This window comes from Pseudoclavibacter sp. CFCC 11306 (genome assembly GCF_008831235.1).
Classification (GTDB): Bacteria; Actinomycetota; Actinomycetes; order Actinomycetales; family Microbacteriaceae; genus Pseudoclavibacter_A.
In genome coordinates this window covers 1,472,898-1,493,969 of record NZ_WBKF01000001.1, presented here as the reverse complement: position 1 = coordinate 1,493,969, position 21,072 = coordinate 1,472,898, and the positions used below count along the sequence as shown (strand labels likewise).

Below are 21,072 nucleotides of genomic sequence, written 5' to 3'. Positions count from 1 at the left end.
CATGCCGGATCTCGTCTTCGACAACGTCTCTATCACCTATCGCACCTCGGGTCGCAACGACCGAGGCACCGTCGCCGCGGTGAAGGGGGTCTCGCTCGCTCTTCCGGAAGGCGGCACCCTCGGTCTCGCCGGCGAATCGGGCTCGGGCAAGTCGACGCTCGCCATGAGCGCGCTCAGGCTGCTGCCCAAGAACGCACGCATCGATGGCGAAGTGCTGCTCGGCGACAAGCGAGTCGACGAGCTGAGCTTCGGCGAGCTGCGAGCCGTGCGCTGGGCCGAGGCCTCGATCGTCTTCCAGGGGGCCATGCACTCGCTCAACCCCGTGCGCACGGTGGGGCAGCAGATTCTCGAGGCTCTCGAACTGCACACCAAGGGCAAATGGAAGACCGCAGAGGCACGGCGCGCCCGTCTGCACGAGCTGCTGGAATCGGTCGACCTGGCCAAGGCCAAGGCCGCCAGCTACCCGCACGAACTCTCGGGTGGGCAGAAGCAGCGCGTGATGATCGCCATGGCACTGGCCTGCGAACCGCAGATCATCATCGCCGACGAACCGACGACCGCGCTCGACGTGATCGTTCAGAAGCAGATTCTCGACATGATCGCCCACCTCGTCACCGAGCGTGGCATCTCACTGCTGATGATCAGCCACGACCTCTCTGTGCTCGCCACCGCATGTGAGCGCATCGCCGTGATGCGCGGCGGCGAACTGGTCGAGGTGGGCGAGTCGCACCGCATCTGCACGGAGCCCAGCGAGCCGTACACGCAGCAGCTCGCACACGCCTTCCCGACGATCGGCGACCCCGCATCTCGCATGCATCCGGTGACGCGCCAGCATCAAGACAAACCCGATGACGGGCTGAACCACGAGATGACCGATGAGGTGCTGCTCGAAGCGCGCAACGTGTCGATCACCTACCGCACCGGCAAACGCCCGCACACGGCTGTGCACGATGTCAACCTCGCCTGCCATCGCGGCGAGATTCTCGCACTGGTGGGCCAGTCGGGGTCGGGCAAGACGAGTCTCGCCCGTGCACTGCTCGGTCTGCAGCCCGTCGATCCCGGCGGCGAGGTGCTCTACTCGGGCAGCCCCATTCCGACGCGGTCGAAAGAGCTGAGGCGCTTTCGTCAGCAGGTGCAGCTGGTGCTGCAGGATCCATCGGCGGCGCTGAACCCCAAGCTCAGCGTCTACGAGTCAGTGGCCGAGGGGCTGCGCATCCAGGGCTACGGCGGTGACGAGCACGCACGCGTGGTCGAGAGCATCGAGAACGCCGAGCTGCGCCCCGCATCGCGCTATCTGGGAGCGATTCCACAGGAGCTCTCGGGCGGGCAGCGCCAGCGGGTCGTGATCGCAGGCGCGCTCGCACTGCATCCGTCGATGCTCATCGCAGACGAGCCGGTCGCCTCGCTTGACGCGTCGGTTCGCGGCGAGATCCTCGCCCTGCTGCTGGGGCTGCGTCGTCGCCTGGGGCTCTCTGCACTGGTGATCACGCACGACCTCGGTCTGGCCTGGAACATCGCCGACACCGTCGCTGTGATGCATCAGGGGCGCATCGTCGAACACGGCACGACCGAACAGGTGCTGCTCGACCCTCAGGACGACTACACCAAGAAGCTGCTGCAAGCGGCTCCGCAGATCGAGCGGGTGACGGCGTGAGCGCGGCGCCCCAGACCGTCGGCGTTGCCGACCACGGCCATGCCAGCACGGATGCGGGCTTTCTCGACGACGCCTTTCTCAGCGAGGCGCCGCTGCGCCCGGGCGATCGCGTGCGCTTGGTGGCGCCCTCCGGCCCGAGCAGCGCGGCCAGCATCGCGTATGCCGTCGAGCAGCTGAGCATATGGGGGCTGCGTCCTGTCGTCGGTCGCCACGCCCACGACACCGACGGGCAGCTGCCCTACCTTGCGGGCACCGACGACGATCGCCGGGCCGACCTCGTCGAGGCATGGCTCGACCCGGAGGCGCAGGCGGTGGTCTGTCTGCGCGGCGGGTATGGCGCGATGCGGCTGCTCGACGAGATCGACTGGTCGGCGATGCGTGACGCACGCATCAGCGCGTCCGGGCGAGTCAAGCTGCTCACCGGGTCATCAGACGTCACCGCCCTGCATCAGGCCTGGGGTGCGAACGTCGGCGTTCCCACGCTGTTCAGCCCGATGCCGGCCAACGCGGTGTTTCACGATTCGTCGTTCATTCGAGCCGATGTGCATCGTTGGATGATGGAGCCGTGGGGCGGTCGGGTGATCACCGGGCCCCAGGCTGAGACGCTCGTCGCCGGCGAGGTGCGAGGGCGTACCTTCGGAGGCAATCTGAGTCTGATCGCGGCGTCGATCGGCGCCCCCGAGTTCACGCTGCCCACGGGGGGCATCGCGATTCTCGAAGACATCGAAGAAGACCTCTATCGACTCGACAACCTCATGATCCAGCTGCAGCGCTGCGGCTGGCTGCGTGCGGCCGCCGGCATCGTGTTCGGCTCATGGCACGACTGCGCTCCGTCCGACGACGTTCGTGCGCTCATGATGCACTACGTGGGCGATCTGGGCGTTCCAGTGGCCTGGGAGCTGGGCATCGGGCATGACCCCGAAGCGCCGAGCGTCCCCATGGGCGCGACTGCCCGGCTGTGCGCTCTCGCGACGGAGCATCCCCGTCTGGTCGTCGAGTCGATCTGAGACGCAGAGAGGTGGTGGCTGATGACTGAAAGAGTCGACGAGATCGACCGCATCATCATCGATCTGCTGATGCGCGATGGTCGGGCGCGTCTCGCCGCACTGGCCGAGGCGACCGGGCTGTCGACGTCGGCAGTGCAGCTGCGCCTGCGCCGGCTCGAGAGCACGGGCCTCATCACGGGTTATCAGGCACGAGTCGACTACGACCGGCTCGGGCGCTCGCTGACCGCCCTCATCGAGATCACCCCGGTCGATCCCGGGCAGCCGGACGACGCCCCCGAGCGGCTGCATCACGTCGAGGGTATCGTCTCGTGCTACTCGGTGGCAGGCGCGGCCAGCTACGTGCTGTTCGTGCGCGTGGCAGGGCCCGACGCGCTGGAACAGCTGATCGGCAGCATTCGTCTTCATGCACGGGTCACAACTCGAACCACGATTATTCTGAGTACGCCCTTCGAACATCGCCATGAACAGCTGGCCTGCACGCCGACGGGAGCGCAGACCATGACCGACACCGCAACGACCGACACCGCAATGACCGACAAGGAGCCGCAGTGACCATCGAGATTCCCGAGCTGCATCCACGTGTGACCTGGTCGATCCAGGCTGCCGATGCGCAGACCGGCGAGGTGCTCGCCTCGCACCAGCCCGATACGCAGTGTGAGACCGCAAGCATCGGCAAGATCTTTCTGCTGATCGAGACTGCGCGGCGACTCGACGAAGGCAGCCTGGTCGCGGAGCAGCGTATCGAGATTCCCGACGAGCTGCGTGTCGCCGATTCAGGTCTGCTGTATCGCATGCACGATCAGCGCATCACCGTGCATGACGCCGCTCTTTTGGTCGGTGCGGTCAGCGACAATCTGGCGACCAACGCGCTCATCCATCTGTGCGGCCTCGACTCAGTGCGCGCGGTCGCACCGGCGCTGGGGTATGCGCGCACGTCACTGCATGACTACATTCGCAACGAGCGCACCCCCGATCTGCCCTGGACGCCGTCGTACGGCACCGCCGCCGAGCTCAGCGACGTGATCGGGCGGCTCGGGCGTCGCGAGATCATTTCGGCTGCCGTCAGCGAGCAGGTGCTCGACTGGCTTGCCGCAGACGTCGACACCTCGATGGTCGCCGATGCGTTCCTGCTTGATCCTCTCGCACACGTCGAACCCGAGTACCAGCAGATGGTGCTGCGTCATAAGACCGGCAGCACCGACTTCGCCCGCATCGATGTGGGCGTCGTCAGCGGGCCGCAGTCAGGCGTCGCCTATGCGGTGGCCGCCAACTGGAAGGGTGAGCCCGACGATCTGCGTGCTCCTGTGCTGCGGGCGATGCATGCCATCGGCGAGCAGATTCGCGAGCATGTCACCGGGCTGCCTGCATGACCGCCCAGGTCGAGTCGCTGCCGACTGTCGCGGGTCTGCCGTGGACGGTCTTTCGCGGTGACCGCGAGTCGGTCTTTCTCGCCCTCGGCCGCGAGCACGCCGAGCTGATCGCCTCGGTGCGCAGCCGCGTCGATCAGCAGTGGCAGTCGCTGATGAGCCGAATCGACGACCCGCAATGGGCCGAACGACTGAGCCGCATCATCGACAGCACCACACGACAGCTGCCCGTTGAGGCCCAGGAGCTCGCCTGGATCGCTGCAGGGGCCGGTCAGCACGAACTCGATCTCTGGGTGTACAACCTGCGCGGTGATCTCGGTCGCGACGGCACTGGGTGCTCAGACGTCTGCACCGCCAACGACGGCCACGTCGTGCTGGGCCACAACGAAGACGGAGACGCCCATCTCCGCGACGATGTGCGTCTCATCACACTCGACATCGATGGCGACCCCAGCTGCACCGTGATCTGGTACCCGGGAATGCTGCCCGCGAATTCGTTCGTCGCGACCTCGGCGGGCCTGGTCTTCGGCCTCGACCACGTTCCCGTGACGACCCCTGCCGTGACCGGGTGTGGGCGACACTTCGTCGCGCGTCACGCCCAACGCCAGTCTGACGGGGAGGCGGCGCGCCGTGTGGTGCGCGAGACTCCGTGCGCCGGAGGCTTCTCGTTCGACATCGCAGATGCCCTCGCCGGTCGAGCCGACGTGATCGAGAACGCGGCCGGGCGGGTGAGCGAGGTCTCCGCAGCCTCCGCCGCGGTCTGCCACACCAACCATCTGCGTCTCGTCGACGGCGCGCAGGCCGGGCTGAGCGTCGCCGATGACGACGAGTGGCTCGCCGAGAGCCGCGCTCGGCGTCGTGCCCTGTCGTCGGCGGTCGAGAGTGCTGAGACGTCGTCGGGCACGGTGGATGCCGCCGGTGTGCTGGCGGCACTGCGCGCGCCCGGCGTGCTGAACCGGCGTGACGACCTGTATACGCTGGCGACCGCGGTGGCCGACCTCACCGGCGATCGCATCACGGTGCAGGCGTCGACGAAGGCGTGGACAGGGCGTCTGAGCGCCTTCGTCCGCGGAGAGCAGGAGGAGATCTGATGCAGGTGCACGACGATGAGACCATGCAGTGGTCGGCCAAGGTGTTCGACATCGACACCGGAGAAGTGCTGCTGGAGCACTCCGTCGATCGAGTGCTCAACACCGCGAGCGTCGGCAAGATCTTTCTGCTGCACACTGTGCTCGATCAGGTCGATCGCGGAGAGCGGGTGCTTGAGGAGCAGATCACCCGTCGCCCGTCGGAGATCATCGACAACTCCGGGCTCTGGTATCTGCTGCAGGCTGACACGCTCAGCGTCTACGACATCTGCACGCTGATCGGCGCGGTGAGCGACAACGCCGCCACGAACACTCTGTGTCGAGTGGTGGGGCTGGACGCCGTGCAGCAGCATACCGAGCGACTTGGCTATCGAGACTCTGGTCTCGACGACATCGTGCGCTGGCCCATGCAGCCAGGGCAGTCGCCGACGCTTTCGCATGGCAGTGCGCGAGAGCTCGCGGACTTCGTGGCGCGCATCGCCCGCGGCGAGACGCTCACGTCGTCGAGCATCGACGTCTTCACCCGGTGGCTGGGTGCCGGCATGGACTGCTCGATGGTCGCCAGTGCATTCAACGTCGATCCGCTCTCGCATTACTACTACGACCCTGAGGTGTGGCTCTGGAACAAGACGGGCACGATCGGCTGCGCCCGTGCAGACATCGGCGTCGCGATGTCGCAGACACGTCGAGTCGCCTACGCGGTGCTCGCGAACTGGCGTCGCGGCGATGACCGGCGCGACGAGGCGCTGGCGCAGATGCGCGCGGTCGGCGAGGGCGTTCGGCGGCATCTGCTCGAGTGACTCTGGCAGAACGGCTCCTGCTGCTGATATGATTGGCCAGTCTGTGCCGTCGCACCCCATGTGTCGACGACCGGGCAGTGAGATTACCCTCCTGCTGCAGAAGAGCTCTGCGGCCGTTCGAGTCCGAAGGAGGTGGGTGATTCATGTCTCAGAACATCAACAAGTATGAGCTGGCCGTGATTCTCGATCCGTCGGTGGATGACCGAAAGGTTGCCACGACCATCGAGAAGTTCCTGGCTGTCGTCCCGAAAGAGGGCGGCACCGTCGACAACGTCGACATCTGGGGCCGTCGTCAGTTCGCATACCCCATTCAGAAGAAGACCGAGGGCAGCTACGCCTTCGTGCAGATCAGCTCGACCCCTGACACCATCAACGAGGTCGACCGTCTGCTGCGTCTGTCAGATTCCGTGCTGCGCACCAAGGTGCTGCGCGCCGAAGACGCGCGTGTCGTGCTGCGTCAGCCCCGGAAGGCCAGCTGACCATGGCTGGCGAGACCGTCATCACGGTCGTCGGCAACCTGACCGGCGACCCTGAGCTGCGCTACACCCAGAACGGTGTCGCAGTGGCGTCATTCACGATCGCCTCGACCCCGCGCAGCTTCGACCGCGCCTCGGGTGAGTGGAAGGACGGCGACGCGCTGTTCCTTCGTGCGAGCGTTTGGCGTGACTTCGCAGAGCACGTCGCGAAGAGCCTGACCAAGGGCATGCGCGTCATCGCCCAGGGTCGGCTGCGCCAGCGGTCATACCAGGATCGTGAAGGCAACAACCGCACCAGCTACGAGCTCGACATCGATGAGGTCGGTCCGTCGCTGCGCTATGCGACGGCTCAGGTCGAGCGCGTCGCTCGTGGTGGTGGCCAGGGCGGCTTCGGCGGCGGCCAGAGCAACCAGGGCGGCGGCCAAGTCGGCGGCGGCCAGGGTGGTTACGGCCAGCAGGGCGGTCAGGGCGGCTTCGGCGGTCAGCAGGCACAGCCTGCCGGCGGTCAAGGCGGTCAGAACCCGGGTGGTCAGAACCGCGGCGGTCAGCCCGGCGGCGACGCATGGGGCGAGCCCGTCTCGAGCGGCGACGGCTGGAATCAGCCGGGCGTCAACCTCGACGACACTCCGTTCTAAGCCGGTCTCAGACACCGCGGAGGCAGGGGCGACCCGGCATCCGCAACACACAGTTTCAAGAACTCAGAAAGAAGTAGAAAATGGCTGGTAAGGGAGCAGCGCGCGCCAAGGCCGCGCGCAACGCCAAGCTCAACCAGAAGGTTGTGCCCTCCAAGGTGATTCGCGTCGACGTCGTCGACTACAAAGATGTCAACACCCTGCGCAAGTTCGTGTCGGAGCGTGGCAAGATTCGCTCACGTCGCATCACCGGTGTGAGCGTGCAGGAGCAGCGCCTGATCGCACGCGCTGTCAAGAACGCCCGTGAACTCGCTCTGCTGCCGTACTCCGGCGCGGGCCGCCACTGAGGCGCGAGAAGCGAAAGGGACTGAAACACAATGTCGAAACTCATTCTGACTCAGGAAGTCGACGGACTCGGCACTGCCGGTGACATCGTCGACGTCAAGGCTGGCTACGCGCGCAACTACCTGCTGCCGCACGGCTACGCCGTCGCTTGGAGCGCCGGCGGCGCCAAGCAGGTCGAGCAGATTCGCGCGGCTCGTGCCGCTCGCGAGCTCGCGACCATCGAAGAGGCCAAAGACCTCAAGCTGCGCATCGAGAACGTGCGCGTGCGCCTCGAGACGAAGGCCGGCCGCGAAGGCCGTCTCTTCGGTGCGGTGAAGCCCGCCGACATCGCCGAGGCGATTGAAGCCGCAGGCATCGGCAAGGTCGACCGCAAGCGCATCGTCATCGCCGATCCGATCAAGGCGACCGGTGACCACAAGGCGCAGCTCAAACTGCACCCCGACGTCGTCGCAGACATCACGCTGCAGGTCATCGCCAAGAAGTAGTTCAGGCAGAGCCGAACGGCACGGGCTGTCAGCCCGCTCAGTCGGCTGATGCGGAGAGGCCCCGACATCCATCACGGATGTCGGGGCCTCTTGCCGTTTCCATGCTGGCGTCAGCAGCGCATCCGCCGGCCCCGAGTTCCGGCTCGGGCCGCACGGAGCCTCTCGAAGCTGCTCCGCTCGGCTACGCTAGGCGAATCGTCGTATCGGAAAGGCACCTGATGTACGCCAGACCCCTTCGCAGACCGACCGTCACCGAGCGCATCGACCGCGCAGTGCTCGGTGTGCCTGCCGAGCGTCGCAGTTCGGTGATCTTCGTCACGTCGCTGTTCGGTCTCACGGCCTGCGCCGGCCTTGCGACGCTGGCTCTCGGCCTGTCACTCGGCTCAGCAGGGGGTGCCCCAGTTGTGGCGGGATCACTGCTTTTCGGCCTCACCCTGCCCTGCTTGGTGCTGATGGTCGCGGTCGTGCGCAGAAGAGCGCCTGGGCGAATGATTTGGACAGCCATGCTGACGGCCGGTGTGATTGTCGCTGGTGGGCCGCTGCTCGTGCTCATTAACGGTGGATGGGATGCTCCGGTCTTCGTCGGCGGTCGCTGGGGAGGCAGCTTGGTCGCCCTGCGAGACGCTGTATGGGTGCTGTGGGCGGTCGGCGCCGCCCTGATCGTGTCGGGCGTTCTCGGACTGGCGAGCGCCGGGCGAATCTCTGCGGTGGGCCGCTGACAGACAGAGTGCGCGTCGTCGCGCGTTCACGGCCCGGTGTAGCTCATGACGTGTTTGACTCGTGTGTACTCGTCAAAGGCGTAGTGTGAGAGGTCTTTGCCATAGCCAGAATGTTTGAACCCGCCGTGAGGCATCTCTGAGACGAACGGCAGGTGGGTGTTCACCCAGACACAGCCGAAGTCGAGGTCTCGCTGAAATCGAACGGCTCGCCCATGCTGCTGCGTCCAGACAGAAGCCGCCAGAGCATAGTCAACTCCGTTGGCGAGCTCGAGTGCCTCGGGCTCATCGCGAAAAGACTGCACAGTGATGACGGGGCCGAAGATCTCCTCTTGCACGAGTTCGTCCTGTTGGCGCACTCCGGTGATGACCGTCGGTGCTATGAAGAAGCCCAGCTCGCCTACCCGATGCCCTCCCGTGCGCACTGTCGCATGACTGGGCACGCGGTCGAAGATGCCAAGCAGTCGTTCGAACTGGTTGACGTTGTTCACAGGCCCATAGAACGTGTCGGCTGATCGGGGATCGCCTGTGCGCACATGTCGTTCGATGTGCTCGACCAGGCGCTGCACGAATGCGTCATGCACCGGTGCCTCGACGAGCAGTCGAGTTCCGGCCGTGCAGTCTTGTCCGGCGTTGAAGAATGCCGCGGTGGCCAGCGTCTCGACTGCACGGTCGAGATCGGCATCGGCGAAGACGATGACCGGTGCCTTGCCGCCCAGCTCGAGATGCAGTCGTTTGAGATCCTCGCTGGCCGTCTGCGCGACCTCGCGCCCGGCCCGCACCGAGCCGGTGATCGAGACGAGTCGGGGCACTGGATGACCGACCAGGGCATTCCCAGTGCTCGCGTCGCCCAGTACGACATTGAATGTGCCCGCAGGCAGATGGGCAGAAGCCAGTTCGGCCAACCGCAGAGTGGTCAACGGCGTGGTGTCTGAAGGCTTGACCACGGTCGCGTCTCCTGCGGCAAGCGCCGGACCGATCTTCCACCCCAGCATGTTGAGCGGGTAGTTCCATGGCGTGATCTGCCCGACAACGCCCAGTGGCTCACGCCGAATCGACGACGTGTGGTCTCTGTCGGAGTACTCGGCGGTGGCCGCGCCCTCGAGATGCCGTGCGGCACCGGCGAAATAGCGCAGGTGGTCGACCGTCGGCAGCACTTCGTCTTCTACCAGTGAGGCTCGGACCTTGCCGGTGTTGGCGCTTTCGAGGTCGGCAAACTCGTCACGATGCGCATAGAGCTCGTCAGCGATCGCCAGCAGGGCCTCCTGTCGCTGCGCGGGAGTGGTCGTGCCCCAAGTGCGTTGGGCCACTGCGGCGCTCTGAAACGCGCGGTCGACGTCGCCGGCCGTCGACACCGGCATCGTGGCGATGGTCTCTTCAGAGGCGGGGTCCACGATCGGCAGCGTCCGTTCGCCGTCGCTGTTCACGAATGCGCCGTGAATGAAATTCTGGAGGCGGTTTGCGGTCATGGTCTGCTCTTTCTGAGGCGTCGGTCATGGGTTTCGGGCTGCGCATCGAGGTGGGCGTGAGGCGTGAAGCAGCTCGCGCCGCCTCACGCCTCACGCCTCAGTCTGTCATGGTCGTTCGCCCTCAGACGTCGATGTGCTGGAAGGGTCTTCTGATGCAGGTGGCGGCGCTGCTGCGTGTGCACGCGCTGAAGACTGCACCAACCACCAGATCACGATACCGAGCAGGAGCAGCCCGAGCGCGATGCCGAGTTCGAGAAAGCCGCCGTATCCGGTGACGGAGAATCCGGTTGCCCCGACGACCAGAATGATCACCAGCACCACACTCAGCATGATCGACAGCGGAACGAAGAAGTTCGGCAGCCGTACGGGGCGTACCGCATCAGGACGGTCACGGCGCAGAAGGAAGAAACCAGACACGGCCAGAAGATGAGTCAGGATGTACCCGAGGTTGCCAGTCACGATGATCGCCAACGGGTTCTGCAGCACGACGAGAATGACGATGTTCAGCACGAGCATCACGGTGAGCGCTCGAACCGGCACGCCGCGTCGATTCAGTACGCCCAGAGCCGGAACCGTCACACGCTCCTTGCCCATATTGAACAGCACGCGGGACGCGTCGGCCACCGAGGTGGTCATGATGAGCAGCAGCGAGGCGATCAGACAGAGCACCATGACGTCTGAGGCGCCACCGACGAGCGAGGCAAAGCTTGCGACGAAGAAGGTGGCAGGGTCCTCAGCGATGGCGGCTTCCCCCGCGTATCCGCCAAGAGTGAGCGGCACGACGAAGAACACGCCGAGGCAGAACAGCACCGAGGCCTTGATGGCTTTCGACGTGTCTTTCACTGAGTCACGGTATTCCGGAGCGAAGGTGGCGCAAACCTCGATGCCGAAGGTGGTCCACGCCATGATGTAGAGCCAGACGACCGCTGTGTGCAGACCTTCGAGGCCGTGCAGGTTCCATGTCAGATCGAGCGGGGCCCAATCTGCACGGAAGAGAGGGAAGACGATGAACACGAACAGAGGGATCATCAGGATGGCAGCGGTGACGTAGACGAATGACATCGTCATGCGCACACCGACCAGATTGATCAGGTACATGAAGACGATGACGCCGAGGCCGATCACGATCGGCAGGCTCAGGGTGATCGGGCCGAACGCGAGCTCCCAAGTCTGTTCGGGAAACCACTGTGCCTGGACAAGAGCTCCAGTGACGGCGCCATAGGTGGCGAGGTTCGTTCCCCAAGGAAGCCAGTAGCCGACGCCGGCGAGCGGTGCCACCCATGGAGCACGACTCTTCCAAGCTTCGGCTGCGTAGTGCGCGATGCCACCGGATGAGTTCGGAAACATCGTAGCCAGCTCCGTGTAGAGCCAGTTGACTCCCAAAGAGATGACCATCGAGATGGCCCAGAGCACCGCTGCTCCCCAGCCGCCGAGGCCTGCGATCGAGGCTCCCAGTGTGGCGATCAGCGCGGCGGGCATGGTCATCGCCAGAGCGAACCCGTCGAACCAGCGCATGCGCTTCGGCAGCTGTTCGGCCTCGGCCACAGCTGCGAATTGTTCCGTGGACATTGAGTCTCCTTCAGGATGGGGGCGAGTGCCCAATTGGCGTGAAATGAAGGTTGAGGGGGTGGTTCCAACTCGACAACGACTTAAAGCTAACTATTACGTGTTTCTCGCAAGTAACAAGAATGATATTTGCTTTTTCGACAAGATCGATTCGGTCTAAGGTGGTGAACGACAAGCGACAGAAGTACTCGAGACTCAGAAGGAGGTGCAGAGTGAACGCTCTGCCTCAAGCCCCCAGAACGCAGCTGTTCATCGCCGGAGAGTTCACTGACGGCACATCAGACGAACGAGTCGAGGTGGTCAGCCCGGTGACTGGCGACGTGATCGCAGCCATTCCCTCGGCAACCGCCGAAGATCTGGACGCGGCCGTCAGCAGGGCCCATGACGCGCAGCGGAAGTGGCGACGAGTCGGCGTCTTCCAGCGTGCGGAGATCCTGCACCGCGTCGGTGACGAGCTCGAGAGGCGCGTCGACGACCTCGCACGTCTGCAGACGCTGGAACAGGGAAAGCCGGTCAGCGAATCAGTTGCCGACATTAAAGAGGCCGCACAGCTCTTCCACCTGCATGCGGAGGATGCCCTGCGTCTTTACGGCGAGACGCTTCCGTCGTCTGACGTGGACAAACGCATGTTCACCTTCCACGCCCCGGTTGGGGTCTGGGGCATCATCACTCCGTGGAACTTCCCACTGCTGATGTTCACGGAATTCGTCGCGCCCGGCCTCGCCACAGGGAACGCTTGCGTGGTCAAGCCGCCGAGCAACACGCCACTGGCCGTGCTCGCCGCAATGGACGCGCTGACCGCAGCCGGGGTGCCGGAAGGTCTCGTCAGCGTGCTGCCCGGAGACGGCGAGTTCGGCTCGCAGTTGGTCGCCCACCCCGGCATTCATGCCGTCGGGTTCATCGGCTCATCGGCGACCGGAGCAAAGATCGTGCGCACCGCCGGGCTCAAACGCACGCTCATGGAGTGCTCGGGCAACGGCCCGATCGTCGTGCTTGAAGACGCGAACATCGAACGTGCGGCCGCGGCCGCCGTCGACTCGGCCTTCTACTGCGCCGGGCAGGTCTGCTGTGCGACGGAACGTCTGATCGTGCACGAAGCCGTGCACGATCAGTTCGTCGAAGCCGCACTGAGCTATGCCCAGAGCCATGTGCGACTCGGTGACCCCTTCAGCTCGGAGGTCAACCTCGGTCCTTTGAACAATGAGGGGGTGGCGGCGAAGATGGATCGCCACCTCGATGAGGCGCGGGCTCGCGGGTTCGACATCCTCCTCGGCGGCGGGCGTGCCACAGGCTTCGCCACGAATCTCTACTACGACTTCACCATCGTCGACGGTGTGACCGAAGACAGCCTTCTGGCCCAGGAAGAGTCATTCGGACCGGTGCTGCCGATCCTCAGTGCGACCTCTGACGATGAGATCCTGCGAGTTGCGAACGCCGACGCTCTCGGTCTGCAGTCGGCCGTCTTCACCGAGAGCCTGTCTCGCGCCTACCGGTTCATCGAAGAGCTTGAGACCGGCCAGGTGATCGTCAACGATTCGAACGGCTGGTGGGACATCAACATGCCGTTCGGCGGAGCCGGCGGCAAGGGCACTGGGTGGGGGCGTATCGGCGGAATGTATACGCTGCACGACATGACCGACCTGCGCACCGGGGCCATCCACGTGAGATAGCGGGAAAGCTGCAGGCCTCCGACTCCTCCGGTGCCGCACGGTCTGATGTCCGTCAGAGCGGCACCGGAGAAGGTCGTGGAATTGTGAGAGGACAACCGGTGTGGAAAAATCACACGTGATATGGGCAGGGCATCATGCATCCGAAGCGGGGCGGCGCAGTGAACAATCTCGACGAGATCGACAAACGACTGATCGCCATCCTGCAAAAGGACGGACGCAAGTCGTTCAAAGACATCGCTCTGGAGACCGGAGTGCCCGCGTCATCCGTACGATACCGCGTACAGCGTCTGGAAGACGCGGGTATTCTGCAGATCGTCGGCATCGCGAACCCGCTGAACATCGGCTTCGATCACCTCGCCATGATCGGCATCTCATGCAAACCGGGGCAGGCTCGTCAGGTCTGCCGACTTCTCGCCGAGCACGACGAGACCAGCTATGTCGTCGTCACCAGTGGCTCGTTCGACGTGATCATCGAAGTCGTGTGCCGCGATATGCAGCACTATACGGAGTACCTGCTCGAACGGCTGCAGAAGACGCCCGGCGTTGTATCGACAGAGACGTTCTTTGTGCTCGAGGCGCACAAACTGGCCTACGGCTGGGGTGTGGCCTGAGCTGTTCCTCTCACGAGGAGCAGTGACATGCCTTGGATTCTGCTGGCCTGCGCCATCGCAGCAGAGGTCTTCGCCACGAGCATGCTGAAGACGACACAGGGCTTCACCAGGCTCTGGCCAAGTGCCGCGGTGATTCTCGGCTATGCGGCCGCTTTCTACCTGCTGAGTCTGGTGGTGCGCACGCTGCCGGTCGGCCCGGTCTATGCGACGTGGTCGGCCCTCGGTACGATCGCGGTGACGATCATCGGCGTGTTCTTCTTCTCTCAGCACCTGCGGCCCTGGCAGATGGCGGGGCTCGTTCTCACCGTGATCGGTGTCGTGCTGCTCAATCTTGGAGCAACCACGCATGATGACGGCGCTGCGGCGGGCAGCCGGTCCGAACCACCCGAAGTGGGCGCTCACAGCGCCAATCTGCACGACCGCTGACACCTCAGCGGCGATCTGACCAAGGAAGACACATGACTGTATTCGAAGACGCTGAGGCTCGTTTCACCGACGCTCAGGAACGCGAGCTGCTCGGTGGGGCCAGACGCACGCCGTACTGGCTTGAGAACACATCCCGGCCTGCAGCGAGAAGACCGCTTGCCGAGGACGCCCGTTGCGATCTGGTCGTCGTCGGCGGAGGCTACACGGGTTTGTGGACGGCGTTGCTCGCTAAAGAGCGCGACCCGGAGCGAGATGTGGTCTTGCTCGAAGCGAAGCGCATCGGATGGGCGGCATCTGGCCGCAATGGGGGCTTCTGCGAGGCGAGCCTCACACACGGGGCGTCCAACGGCATCCGGCGCCTGCCCGACGAGTACGAACGGCTTGCAGAGCTGGGGCAGCAGAATCTCGACCAGCTCGCTGAGACGGTGAGCCGATATGCGATGGACTGCGACTTTCAGATGTCGGGTGTGCTGCGCACTGCTACAGAACCGCACCAGGTCGAGTGGTTGCGTACGGCGGCGCGAGATGACGCGCATGCACGCTTTCTGAGTGCAGAAGACCTCGCTGCCGAGGTGTGCTCACCTCTGTACCAGGCCGGTCTCTTCGAGTCGCAGGGCACGGCGATCGTGCATCCGGCAAAACTTGCCTGGGAGCTTGCACGCGTGTGCGAGGAGCTCGGGGTCAGAATCTTCGAGGGCACTCTTGTCGAGCGCATAGTCGCAGACGCCGGTGCGGTGTCGGTCAAGACGCCCGGGGGAGTGGTGCGTGCCCAGCGTGTCGCGTTGGGCACAAACGTCTTTCCCTCGCTGATTCGCAAAGAACGCAAGTACACGATTCCGCTGTACGACTATGCGCTCATGAGCAACCCGCTGAGCGAGCAGCAGGCGGCACAGTTGGGCTGGGCCGCGCAGTACGGGATCACCGATCTCAACAATCGGTTCCACTACTCACGATTGACCACCGACGCCGACGGTCGGCTGCGCATCCTGTACGGCGGCTACGACGCCATCTACCACTATGGAGGGCGAGTGAAACCGCAGTACGACCAGCGAGATGCCTCGTTCCGACGGCTCGCCGCACACTTCGCGGCGACATACCCGTATCTGGCCGATCTTGGATTCTCGCATAAGTGGGGTGGTGCCATAGACACCTGCAGCCGGTTCTTTCCGTTCTTCGCGACGCAGCACGACGGCAGAGTCGCGCACACCGCCGGTTTCACCGGGTTGGGCGTCGGCGCCACACGTTTTGCTGCGGGAGTCATGGTCGACCTGCTCGACGGGCGGTCGACGGAGCTGACCCGTATGGACTATGTCACGAAGAAGCCGTTACCATTTCCGCCGGATCCGTTCGCATTCGTCGGGGCTCGGCTTTCGTACAGCGAAATGGCGCGTGCTGATCGCCATGAGGGGAAGCGCGGGCTCTGGCTGCGCACGATGGACGCTGTGGGGCTGGGGTTCGACTCATGAGCGGCACGGAGGGGGCACTGCCGGTCGGCAGCGCGGTGGATGTGGGCGCCCAGCCGATTCTTCATTCCTCGGTGCCTGAGGCACAGGTCGTCTCGGGCACTCCGACGACCGGGGTTCGACCGGTCGGAGAGCTCGGCGATCTGCGTGTCGGCATCTGGGAGATGTCGGAGGGGTGCATGTCGGACGTCGAGCAGGATGAATTCTTCGTGGTGATCTCAGGCGCTGCGCAGGTCGAGTTCCTGGAACCGCACGGCAACGCGGTCGAGCTGCGCCCCGGGTCACTCATGCGTCTGGGCGCAGGGATGCGAACACGGTGGACAGTGACGCAAGGGCCGCTGCGGAAGGTCTATCTGACACGATCATGACAGGGCAACTCACGACGGTGCGAGAGTGAGCCTCTATCTGGTGACCGGTCACCGGCCTGTCTTCGTGATCGGGAGGGGGAGGCGATCAGTCCATTCCGGTGATCTTCGCGGCGAAGCGTGCGATGGGCGCCGTGCGCTCGGCGTTCGCCCGCTCCTCTTGGGTGTCTGCTACGCCGAAGAGGCCGTACATGCTGGTGATGCCGATCCATCTGGCGGGCTCGGGCTCCCACAGGGGCGGGCGGTGTCCGAACCAGGGCAGCCTGCTGTATCGGGAGTCGACCCCGCAGATGCGATCGGCCAAGGTGTTGGCTGCGACGAACGCCGTGGTCACACCGTGACCGGCGTATCCGCCAGCCGTGCCGATGCCGGTCTGTTGGTCAAGATCGACGAATGCGCACCAGTCACGTGTGACGCCGATCACGCCGCACCACGCGTGTGCAAGCGGTATCTCTCCTGCATCGGGAAAGTACTCGGTCAGGCGACTGTGCAGCAGCTGCACGGTCTTGTCATCGACCTCGCCGGCGTGATCCGTTCGTGAACCGTATCTGTACGGCTTGCCGCGGCCGCCGATGGCGATGCGGCCGTCGGCCGTGCGCTGCGCATAGGTGAAGACATGAGCCGAGTCGCCGAAGCATTCGTCATCGTTCCAGCCGATCGTCGACCACTGTGATTCGGTGAGCGGCTCGGTGATCACGATCGATGAGTTCACAGGTGCGATGCGGCGCTTCGGCATGCCGTCGATCTGACCGCTGTATGCCTCAGTGCAGACCAATACGTACGGTGCTCGCACTCGTTGGCCCTGCGCTGTGCGCGCGGTGTGTGCAGCCACGGCGGCGACACGAGTGTTCTCGTGAATGACTGCGCCTCGGCGTTCGACGAGCCGAGCCAAACCGGTGACGAGCAGCGACGGATCGATGCGTGCGGTCGTCGTGTTGAACATGCCGCCCACGGTGCCGTCGACGCGGATGCGTTCGTCGGCCTCCTGTCGGCTGAGCATGGTGATGTGCTCGGGGAGGTATCCCCAGTCGAGCGCGCTTCGCTGAGAGGCCTCCTGGCGGGCAAGGGCGGCAGGAGTGCGCGCCACGCGCAGATGCCCGCCCTTGACCTGATGAGCGTCGATGTTCTCTTCGCTGAGAATGTCGATGATCTCGTCAACGGCTTCGATCATCGTGCGCTGAAACTCGATGACGGCGTCTCTGCCGGATGCTGCTGCGAGTTTGCGGCGATTCGCGCTGAGCAGCGCCGAGACCCAACCGTCGTTGCGGCCGGATGCTCCGTGGCCGACAAAGTCGCTCTCGAGGATGTGAATGCGCAGCGCAGGGTCGTGTCTCTGCAGCAGATACGCGGTCCACAGGCCGGTGAATCCTGCGCCGACGATGCAGACGTCTGTTTCGAGGTCGGCTTCGAGGCGCGGACGCTTCGTCTGCAGACCGTCGAGATCTCGATCCATCCAGAAGGAGATGTGTCCGTTCTTCATGATCGTTTCGCTTTCGGCTGGTGGAGCAGCCCCGGTGGTCGACTCCGTGAGAGTTCCCCTTGTCAGAAGCTGACTGCAAGGTGAAGGCCTGCTGCTGCCCGGAAGGGGGGAGAAACCAGGCAGCAGCAGGTGATATGCATAATACCGTCGTATGGGAATTTGGCAAACGATGTCGGAGCAGGCTCCCTAGTAAGAAGCTCTTTCCCCTACAAAAACAAGGTTCGTCAATTGTAAAAAATGTATTACCAAAAATATATTCTCTTGAGCCCCAGCGGAATCTGGGATTGACTACTGCTCATGACAGACCAGCAGGATCCCACGCTCATCGCCGGCATGCGCATCCGTCGACGCAGACAGGCGCTTCACCTGCGCCTCAGCGACGTGGCGTCTCAGGCTGGAATCACCGAGGGGCATCTCTCACAGATCGAACGCGGCAAGTCGAACGCGAGTGTGGCGACGCTGCAGCGCATCTGTGCAGTGCTTCGGCTCGAGGTGGGAAGCATCTTCGCACCTTCTGAGAGCGACCAGTCGTCATCCGTGCTGCGCCACGCAGACGCTCAGGGCATTCACTATGGCGAGGGCGCTTCGAAGATCAGGCTGAACCCTCGAGGCTTCGACCATCTGGAGCTGCTGTTGGGAAGCTTCGATCCCGGCGGTTCGACCGGGCCCGAAATGTATACGCACGGAGACTCAGAAGAGATTCTGCTGGTCGTCGAAGGCGAGGTGGACGTCTTCATCCAAGAGGAGAAGCACCACCTCGCAGCGCTCGACTCGGTGCACTATCGCAGCAGCCAGCCGCATCGAGTCGTTGAGAGCACCGGCATCCAGCCGGCGCGTGTGGTCTGGGGCATGTCGCCCCCGACGTACTGACGGGCGTCACGTCCTACCCCAAGCTCGCCGCGCTCCTGTTGCGGAGTCGCGGCATGCGGGCGCCGTCCGGGCCCGCACCATCCGCTCGGTTCCCCCACCTCTCCGAGCACCGAATGTCGAGGAGAACGCACGATGACAACAGCACCATACGTCCAGACGCCGCCGGGAGACGCGCCTCACGGCTCGCGCCGAGAACACATTCCCAAAGGCATCTGGCAGATGGCCTTCACCGAGCTCTGGGAACGATTCTCGTTCTACGGGCTCCAAGGGATCCTCTCGTTCTACCTGCTCTACTCGTTGGACAAGGGCGGTCTTGAGATCGCGCCCGCCGCGGCCGCGGGAATCGTCGGCGCCTATGGAGGCTCGGTATACCTCGCGCAGCTGCTCGGCGCCTGGGCCGGCGATCGACTGATCTCTCCGAAGCGCATGGTGCTGATCGGCGGCATCGTCATCACCGCAGGACACATCGCTCTGGCAGCGTTGCCAGGGCTGACCGGCCTCGGTGTGGGGCTGGTGCTGATCATCGTCGGCACAGGTGCCCTCAAAACCAATATCACCACGATCGTCGGCTACATGCTCGAAGGGGAGGAGACCAGTCGTCGGGATGCCGGCTTCTCGTACTTCTACATGGCGATCAACGTGGGCGCCGTGGTCGGTCCGCTGCTCACCGGGCTCGCGCAGAATCAGCTGGGCTTTCACTACGGCTTCGGTCTGGCCGCGATCGGCATGGTCGCTGCCCTTGTCCAGTACATTCCCTCCATGAAACGGCTGCCGGAGCGGGCCGGCCAGGTCGACAACCCGCTGCCGCGCGAACGCCGGTTCGTTCCTCTCGCGTGGATCGCCGCGGCGATCGTCGTCATCGCAATCGCCTGGTTCACCGGTCTGCTGCATGCTGAGAATCTCTCAAGCATCGTGACGGTCATCGCCCTGATCGCCGCTGGCGCCTACTTCGCGGTGATGCTGACGTCTCGGAAGGTGACAGCGTTCGAGAAGCGCAGGGTGGCGGCGTTCCTGCCGCTCTTCCTGCTCTCAGGCATCTACTTCGGTCTGCTGTTCCAGAAGTTCACCGCGATCTCGATTCTGGTGACCGAACGCATCGATCTGCACATCGGGTCGTGGACGTTCCCGGTCGCCTGGATCACCATGGTGAGTCCGCTCTCCGCTGTTCTGATCACCCCGCTGATCGCACGTCTGTGGCAGCGGCTGGGCAAACGGCAGCCGAAGCCGGCGACGAAGTACGCCATCGGCCTGATGCAGATCGGCTGCGCGTACGCCTATCTGCTGCTCATCTCGAGTGTCACCGGGGACGCGACGATTCCGCTGCTGCTGATCCTCTTGTTCATGTGCCTTGCCGGCTCGTCAGAGGTGTTCGTCGGGCCGATCGGTCTGGCTCTGGCGACGAAGATCGGTCCGAAGTCATTCGAGGCGCAGATGGTCGGGCTCAACTTTCTCTCACTGGCACTCGGCTCGTCGCTCTCGGGACTGCTGGGCCAGCTCTTCACCGCGATTCCGAACGGCACGTACTTCACCATCGTCGCTGCCGCGGGCATCGTTCTGGGCGGTCTGCTTCTGCTGCTGCGCCGGCCGCTGAACCGCATCATCGAGTAACGTCGCCGGGGCGCGGCGAGAGCGCTGTCTGCACGTGAGGGTCGGACTGCCTGAAGGCGCCGGCCCTCACGCTGCATTTCTGCCGACCAACGCCGCGGCAAGCCCCACGAAGATCGCTTCTGTGCGGTCGTCGACCCCGGGAACGGTGTGGTCGGCGAGCGTGCTGCTCAAGGCGGGCCCGCCGGTGAGGCTGGTCGCCTCGGCCATGGCGTAGCCGTCTGTCAGCCGCAGCAGAATGTCGACGCAGGTCTCAACCGGCATCAGCGGGTGAAAGACTCCCTGTTCTGCTCCGCGTCGGATGACCGTCATGAACGGGCGCCCCCACTCGAAGTAGAGCGACTCGAGCAGAGTGCGATGTCTGGGGTTGTTCATCGCGGAGTTCGACAGTGAGATCCAGATTCGTGCGCGCTGACGAATGTCGCCAGAGACGCGGTATCCGTGCAGCAGCGACACCAGCCCCTGCCAGGGGTCGCCCGCATCGGGAATGTTCGACCAGATCTCGCTGATCGTTGCGAGAGTGTGTGCCGAGAGCGCTGCGTCGATGAGATCGTCGCGAGAGCCGAAGTAGTGCTGCACTGTGCCGATTGACACATTCGCCGACGCGGCCACGTCCTGGAACCGCGTGTTCTCGATGCCGCGCTCGGCGATTGTCTCGATGGCATGCCGAAGAATCTCATGGCGCCGAACTTCGCCGCGTCGAGTGACAGTCATGTCATCACGTTACCTGAGGGCGGGCGTGTCGTTGGGGCTCGTCAGCGATCGACTCCCGGCGCGGCAGATCTGCGCCTCACGATGCACGTCGCCCGGAATCACGGAGATCCGCCTGTGGATAACCTGGGGATAAAGGTTGTGGAATGAGGCCGTAGTGCGCTGGTCGGGGTGTTGTCAAATGCTGGAAAACCTTCAACATGAGCTTCAGGTGAACTTGTGGTGCGAAGTTATCCACAAGAAAATCCCCGGAATTCCGGGGGATT

General features: G+C 64.2%; 21 protein-coding genes and 1 pseudogene. 18 read left to right on the top strand and 4 right to left on the bottom strand.

Features of this window, described 5'->3' with window-relative positions:
* Position 1: 1 nt before the first annotated feature.
* The 11 genes from F8O09_RS06640 to F8O09_RS06590 all read left to right on the top strand — a co-directional run bounded on the left by F8O09_RS06640 (position 2) and on the right by F8O09_RS06590 (position 8,573).
* A complete protein-coding gene (locus tag F8O09_RS06640) occupies positions 2–1,654 on the top strand; it encodes an ATP-binding cassette domain-containing protein (protein ID WP_158054359.1) in 1,653 nt (550 codons plus the stop codon).
* A complete protein-coding gene (locus F8O09_RS06635; RefSeq protein ID WP_158054358.1) occupies positions 1,651–2,661 on the top strand; it encodes a S66 peptidase family protein in 1,011 nt (336 codons plus the stop codon). Before F8O09_RS06640 ends, F8O09_RS06635 begins: the two co-directional genes overlap by 4 nt.
* A 21-nt stretch (positions 2,662–2,682) precedes the next feature.
* Entirely contained in the window at positions 2,683–3,213 is a 531-nt protein-coding gene (locus F8O09_RS06630; protein WP_158054357.1) for an Lrp/AsnC family transcriptional regulator, read from the top strand.
* Positions 3,210–4,031: a serine hydrolase gene (locus F8O09_RS06625; RefSeq protein ID WP_225732898.1), complete on the top strand. Its 822-nt coding sequence runs from the start codon at positions 3,210–3,212 to the stop codon at positions 4,029–4,031. The genes F8O09_RS06630 and F8O09_RS06625 overlap by 4 nt, the downstream gene beginning before the upstream one ends.
* The gene (locus tag F8O09_RS06620) at positions 4,028–5,119 is read left to right on the top strand and encodes a C45 family autoproteolytic acyltransferase/hydolase (RefSeq protein ID WP_158054356.1); all 1,092 of its coding nucleotides are present in this window, start codon (positions 4,028–4,030) and stop codon (positions 5,117–5,119) included. The genes F8O09_RS06625 and F8O09_RS06620 overlap by 4 nt, the downstream gene beginning before the upstream one ends.
* Positions 5,119–5,916: a serine hydrolase gene (locus tag F8O09_RS06615; protein WP_158054355.1), complete on the top strand. Its 798-nt coding sequence runs from the start codon at positions 5,119–5,121 to the stop codon at positions 5,914–5,916. Before F8O09_RS06620 ends, F8O09_RS06615 begins: the two co-directional genes overlap by 1 nt.
* A 143-nt stretch (positions 5,917–6,059) precedes the next feature.
* A complete protein-coding gene (rpsF, locus tag F8O09_RS06610) occupies positions 6,060–6,395 on the top strand; it encodes a 30S ribosomal protein S6 (protein WP_225732897.1) in 336 nt (111 codons plus the stop codon).
* A gap of 2 nt (positions 6,396–6,397) precedes the next feature.
* A complete protein-coding gene (locus F8O09_RS06605; protein WP_158054354.1) occupies positions 6,398–7,027 on the top strand; it encodes a single-stranded DNA-binding protein in 630 nt (209 codons plus the stop codon).
* Positions 7,028–7,107: 80 nt separating this feature from the next.
* Positions 7,108–7,371, top strand: a complete 264-nt coding sequence (rpsR, locus tag F8O09_RS06600; RefSeq protein ID WP_158030521.1) for a 30S ribosomal protein S18 — start codon at positions 7,108–7,110, stop codon at positions 7,369–7,371.
* 30 nt (positions 7,372–7,401) lie between these two features.
* A complete protein-coding gene (rplI, locus tag F8O09_RS06595; protein ID WP_158030522.1) occupies positions 7,402–7,854 on the top strand; it encodes a 50S ribosomal protein L9 in 453 nt (150 codons plus the stop codon).
* 218 nt (positions 7,855–8,072) lie between these two features.
* Entirely contained in the window at positions 8,073–8,573 is a 501-nt protein-coding gene (locus F8O09_RS06590; RefSeq protein ID WP_158054353.1) for a hypothetical protein, read from the top strand.
* Between the two features lie 26 nt (positions 8,574–8,599).
* Here the strand turns inward: F8O09_RS06590 and F8O09_RS06585 are convergent, their stop codons facing one another.
* Together F8O09_RS06585 and F8O09_RS06580 are read right to left on the bottom strand one after the other, a co-directional pair.
* Positions 8,600–10,039, bottom strand: a complete 1,440-nt coding sequence (locus F8O09_RS06585; RefSeq protein ID WP_158054352.1) for an aminobutyraldehyde dehydrogenase — start codon at positions 10,037–10,039, stop codon at positions 8,600–8,602.
* A 105-nt stretch (positions 10,040–10,144) separates the two neighbouring features.
* Complete coding sequence (locus F8O09_RS06580; RefSeq protein WP_158054351.1) at positions 10,145–11,608, bottom strand: APC family permease; 1,464 nt, start codon at positions 11,606–11,608, stop codon at positions 10,145–10,147.
* A 209-nt stretch (positions 11,609–11,817) separates the two neighbouring features.
* Between F8O09_RS06580 and F8O09_RS06575 the strand changes: the two genes are divergently transcribed.
* The 5 genes and pseudogenes from F8O09_RS06575 to F8O09_RS06555 all read left to right on the top strand — a co-directional run bounded on the left by F8O09_RS06575 (position 11,818) and on the right by F8O09_RS06555 (position 16,143).
* On the top strand, positions 11,818–13,275 hold the full coding sequence (locus F8O09_RS06575) for an aldehyde dehydrogenase family protein (RefSeq protein WP_225732896.1): 1,458 nt from the start codon (positions 11,818–11,820) through the stop codon (positions 13,273–13,275).
* A gap of 134 nt (positions 13,276–13,409) precedes the next feature.
* Positions 13,410–13,886: an Lrp/AsnC family transcriptional regulator gene (locus F8O09_RS06570; RefSeq protein WP_158054349.1), complete on the top strand. Its 477-nt coding sequence runs from the start codon at positions 13,410–13,412 to the stop codon at positions 13,884–13,886.
* 27 nt (positions 13,887–13,913) lie between these two features.
* Positions 13,914–14,219 (top strand): annotated as a pseudogene (locus F8O09_RS06565) (DMT family transporter); the annotation flags it as partial.
* 125 nt (positions 14,220–14,344) lie between these two features.
* Positions 14,345–15,778, top strand: coding sequence for an NAD(P)/FAD-dependent oxidoreductase (locus tag F8O09_RS06560; RefSeq protein WP_158054347.1), 1,434 nt, complete (start codon positions 14,345–14,347; stop codon positions 15,776–15,778).
* A complete protein-coding gene (locus tag F8O09_RS06555) occupies positions 15,775–16,143 on the top strand; it encodes a cupin domain-containing protein (protein ID WP_158054346.1) in 369 nt (122 codons plus the stop codon). Before F8O09_RS06560 ends, F8O09_RS06555 begins: the two co-directional genes overlap by 4 nt.
* Positions 16,144–16,228: 85 nt before the next feature.
* On the opposite strand, the gene F8O09_RS06550 is transcribed toward F8O09_RS06555, so the two are convergent.
* On the bottom strand, positions 16,229–17,620 hold the full coding sequence (locus F8O09_RS06550) for an NAD(P)/FAD-dependent oxidoreductase (protein WP_158054345.1): 1,392 nt from the start codon (positions 17,618–17,620) through the stop codon (positions 16,229–16,231).
* A 297-nt stretch (positions 17,621–17,917) separates the two neighbouring features.
* Here F8O09_RS06550 and F8O09_RS06545 point away from each other — a divergent pair, with 297 nt between their 5' ends.
* Together F8O09_RS06545 and F8O09_RS06540 are read left to right on the top strand one after the other, a co-directional pair.
* Entirely contained in the window at positions 17,918–18,490 is a 573-nt protein-coding gene (locus F8O09_RS06545; protein ID WP_158054344.1) for a cupin domain-containing protein, read from the top strand.
* Positions 18,491–18,622: 132 nt separating this feature from the next.
* Entirely contained in the window at positions 18,623–20,098 is a 1,476-nt protein-coding gene (locus tag F8O09_RS06540; RefSeq protein WP_158054343.1) for a peptide MFS transporter, read from the top strand.
* Positions 20,099–20,164: 66 nt separating this feature from the next.
* On the opposite strand, the gene F8O09_RS06535 is transcribed toward F8O09_RS06540, so the two are convergent.
* Positions 20,165–20,809: a TetR/AcrR family transcriptional regulator gene (locus F8O09_RS06535; RefSeq protein ID WP_158054342.1), complete on the bottom strand. Its 645-nt coding sequence runs from the start codon at positions 20,807–20,809 to the stop codon at positions 20,165–20,167.
* Positions 20,810–21,072: the final 263 nt, after the last annotated feature.

Bases quoted from the DNA above. Each gene is read 5' to 3' on its own strand.
- rpsF (WP_225732897.1), top strand. From the start codon at position 6,060: ATGTCTCAGAACATCAACAAGTATGAGCTGGCCGTGATTCTCGATCCG.
- F8O09_RS06590 (WP_158054353.1), top strand. From the start codon at position 8,073: ATGTACGCCAGACCCCTTCGCAGACCGACCGTCACCGAGCGCATCGAC.
- rpsR (WP_158030521.1), top strand. From the start codon at position 7,108: ATGGCTGGTAAGGGAGCAGCGCGCGCCAAGGCCGCGCGCAACGCCAAG.
- F8O09_RS06585 (WP_158054352.1), bottom strand. From the start codon at position 10,039: ATGACCGCAAACCGCCTCCAGAATTTCATTCACGGCGCATTCGTGAAC.
- F8O09_RS06545 (WP_158054344.1), top strand. From the start codon at position 17,918: ATGACAGACCAGCAGGATCCCACGCTCATCGCCGGCATGCGCATCCGT.
- F8O09_RS06540 (WP_158054343.1), top strand. From the start codon at position 18,623: ATGACAACAGCACCATACGTCCAGACGCCGCCGGGAGACGCGCCTCAC.
- rplI (WP_158030522.1), top strand. From the start codon at position 7,402: ATGTCGAAACTCATTCTGACTCAGGAAGTCGACGGACTCGGCACTGCC.
- F8O09_RS06550 (WP_158054345.1), bottom strand. From the start codon at position 17,620: ATGAAGAACGGACACATCTCCTTCTGGATGGATCGAGATCTCGACGGT.
- F8O09_RS06615 (WP_158054355.1), top strand. From the start codon at position 5,119: ATGCAGGTGCACGACGATGAGACCATGCAGTGGTCGGCCAAGGTGTTC.
- F8O09_RS06620 (WP_158054356.1), top strand. From the start codon at position 4,028: ATGACCGCCCAGGTCGAGTCGCTGCCGACTGTCGCGGGTCTGCCGTGG.
- F8O09_RS06640 (WP_158054359.1), top strand. From the start codon at position 2: ATGCCGGATCTCGTCTTCGACAACGTCTCTATCACCTATCGCACCTCG.
- F8O09_RS06555 (WP_158054346.1), top strand. From the start codon at position 15,775: ATGAGCGGCACGGAGGGGGCACTGCCGGTCGGCAGCGCGGTGGATGTG.
- F8O09_RS06570 (WP_158054349.1), top strand. From the start codon at position 13,410: ATGCATCCGAAGCGGGGCGGCGCAGTGAACAATCTCGACGAGATCGAC.
- F8O09_RS06580 (WP_158054351.1), bottom strand. From the start codon at position 11,608: ATGTCCACGGAACAATTCGCAGCTGTGGCCGAGGCCGAACAGCTGCCG.
- F8O09_RS06630 (WP_158054357.1), top strand. From the start codon at position 2,683: ATGACTGAAAGAGTCGACGAGATCGACCGCATCATCATCGATCTGCTG.
- F8O09_RS06605 (WP_158054354.1), top strand. From the start codon at position 6,398: ATGGCTGGCGAGACCGTCATCACGGTCGTCGGCAACCTGACCGGCGAC.
- F8O09_RS06535 (WP_158054342.1), bottom strand. From the start codon at position 20,809: ATGACTGTCACTCGACGCGGCGAAGTTCGGCGCCATGAGATTCTTCGG.
- F8O09_RS06560 (WP_158054347.1), top strand. From the start codon at position 14,345: ATGACTGTATTCGAAGACGCTGAGGCTCGTTTCACCGACGCTCAGGAA.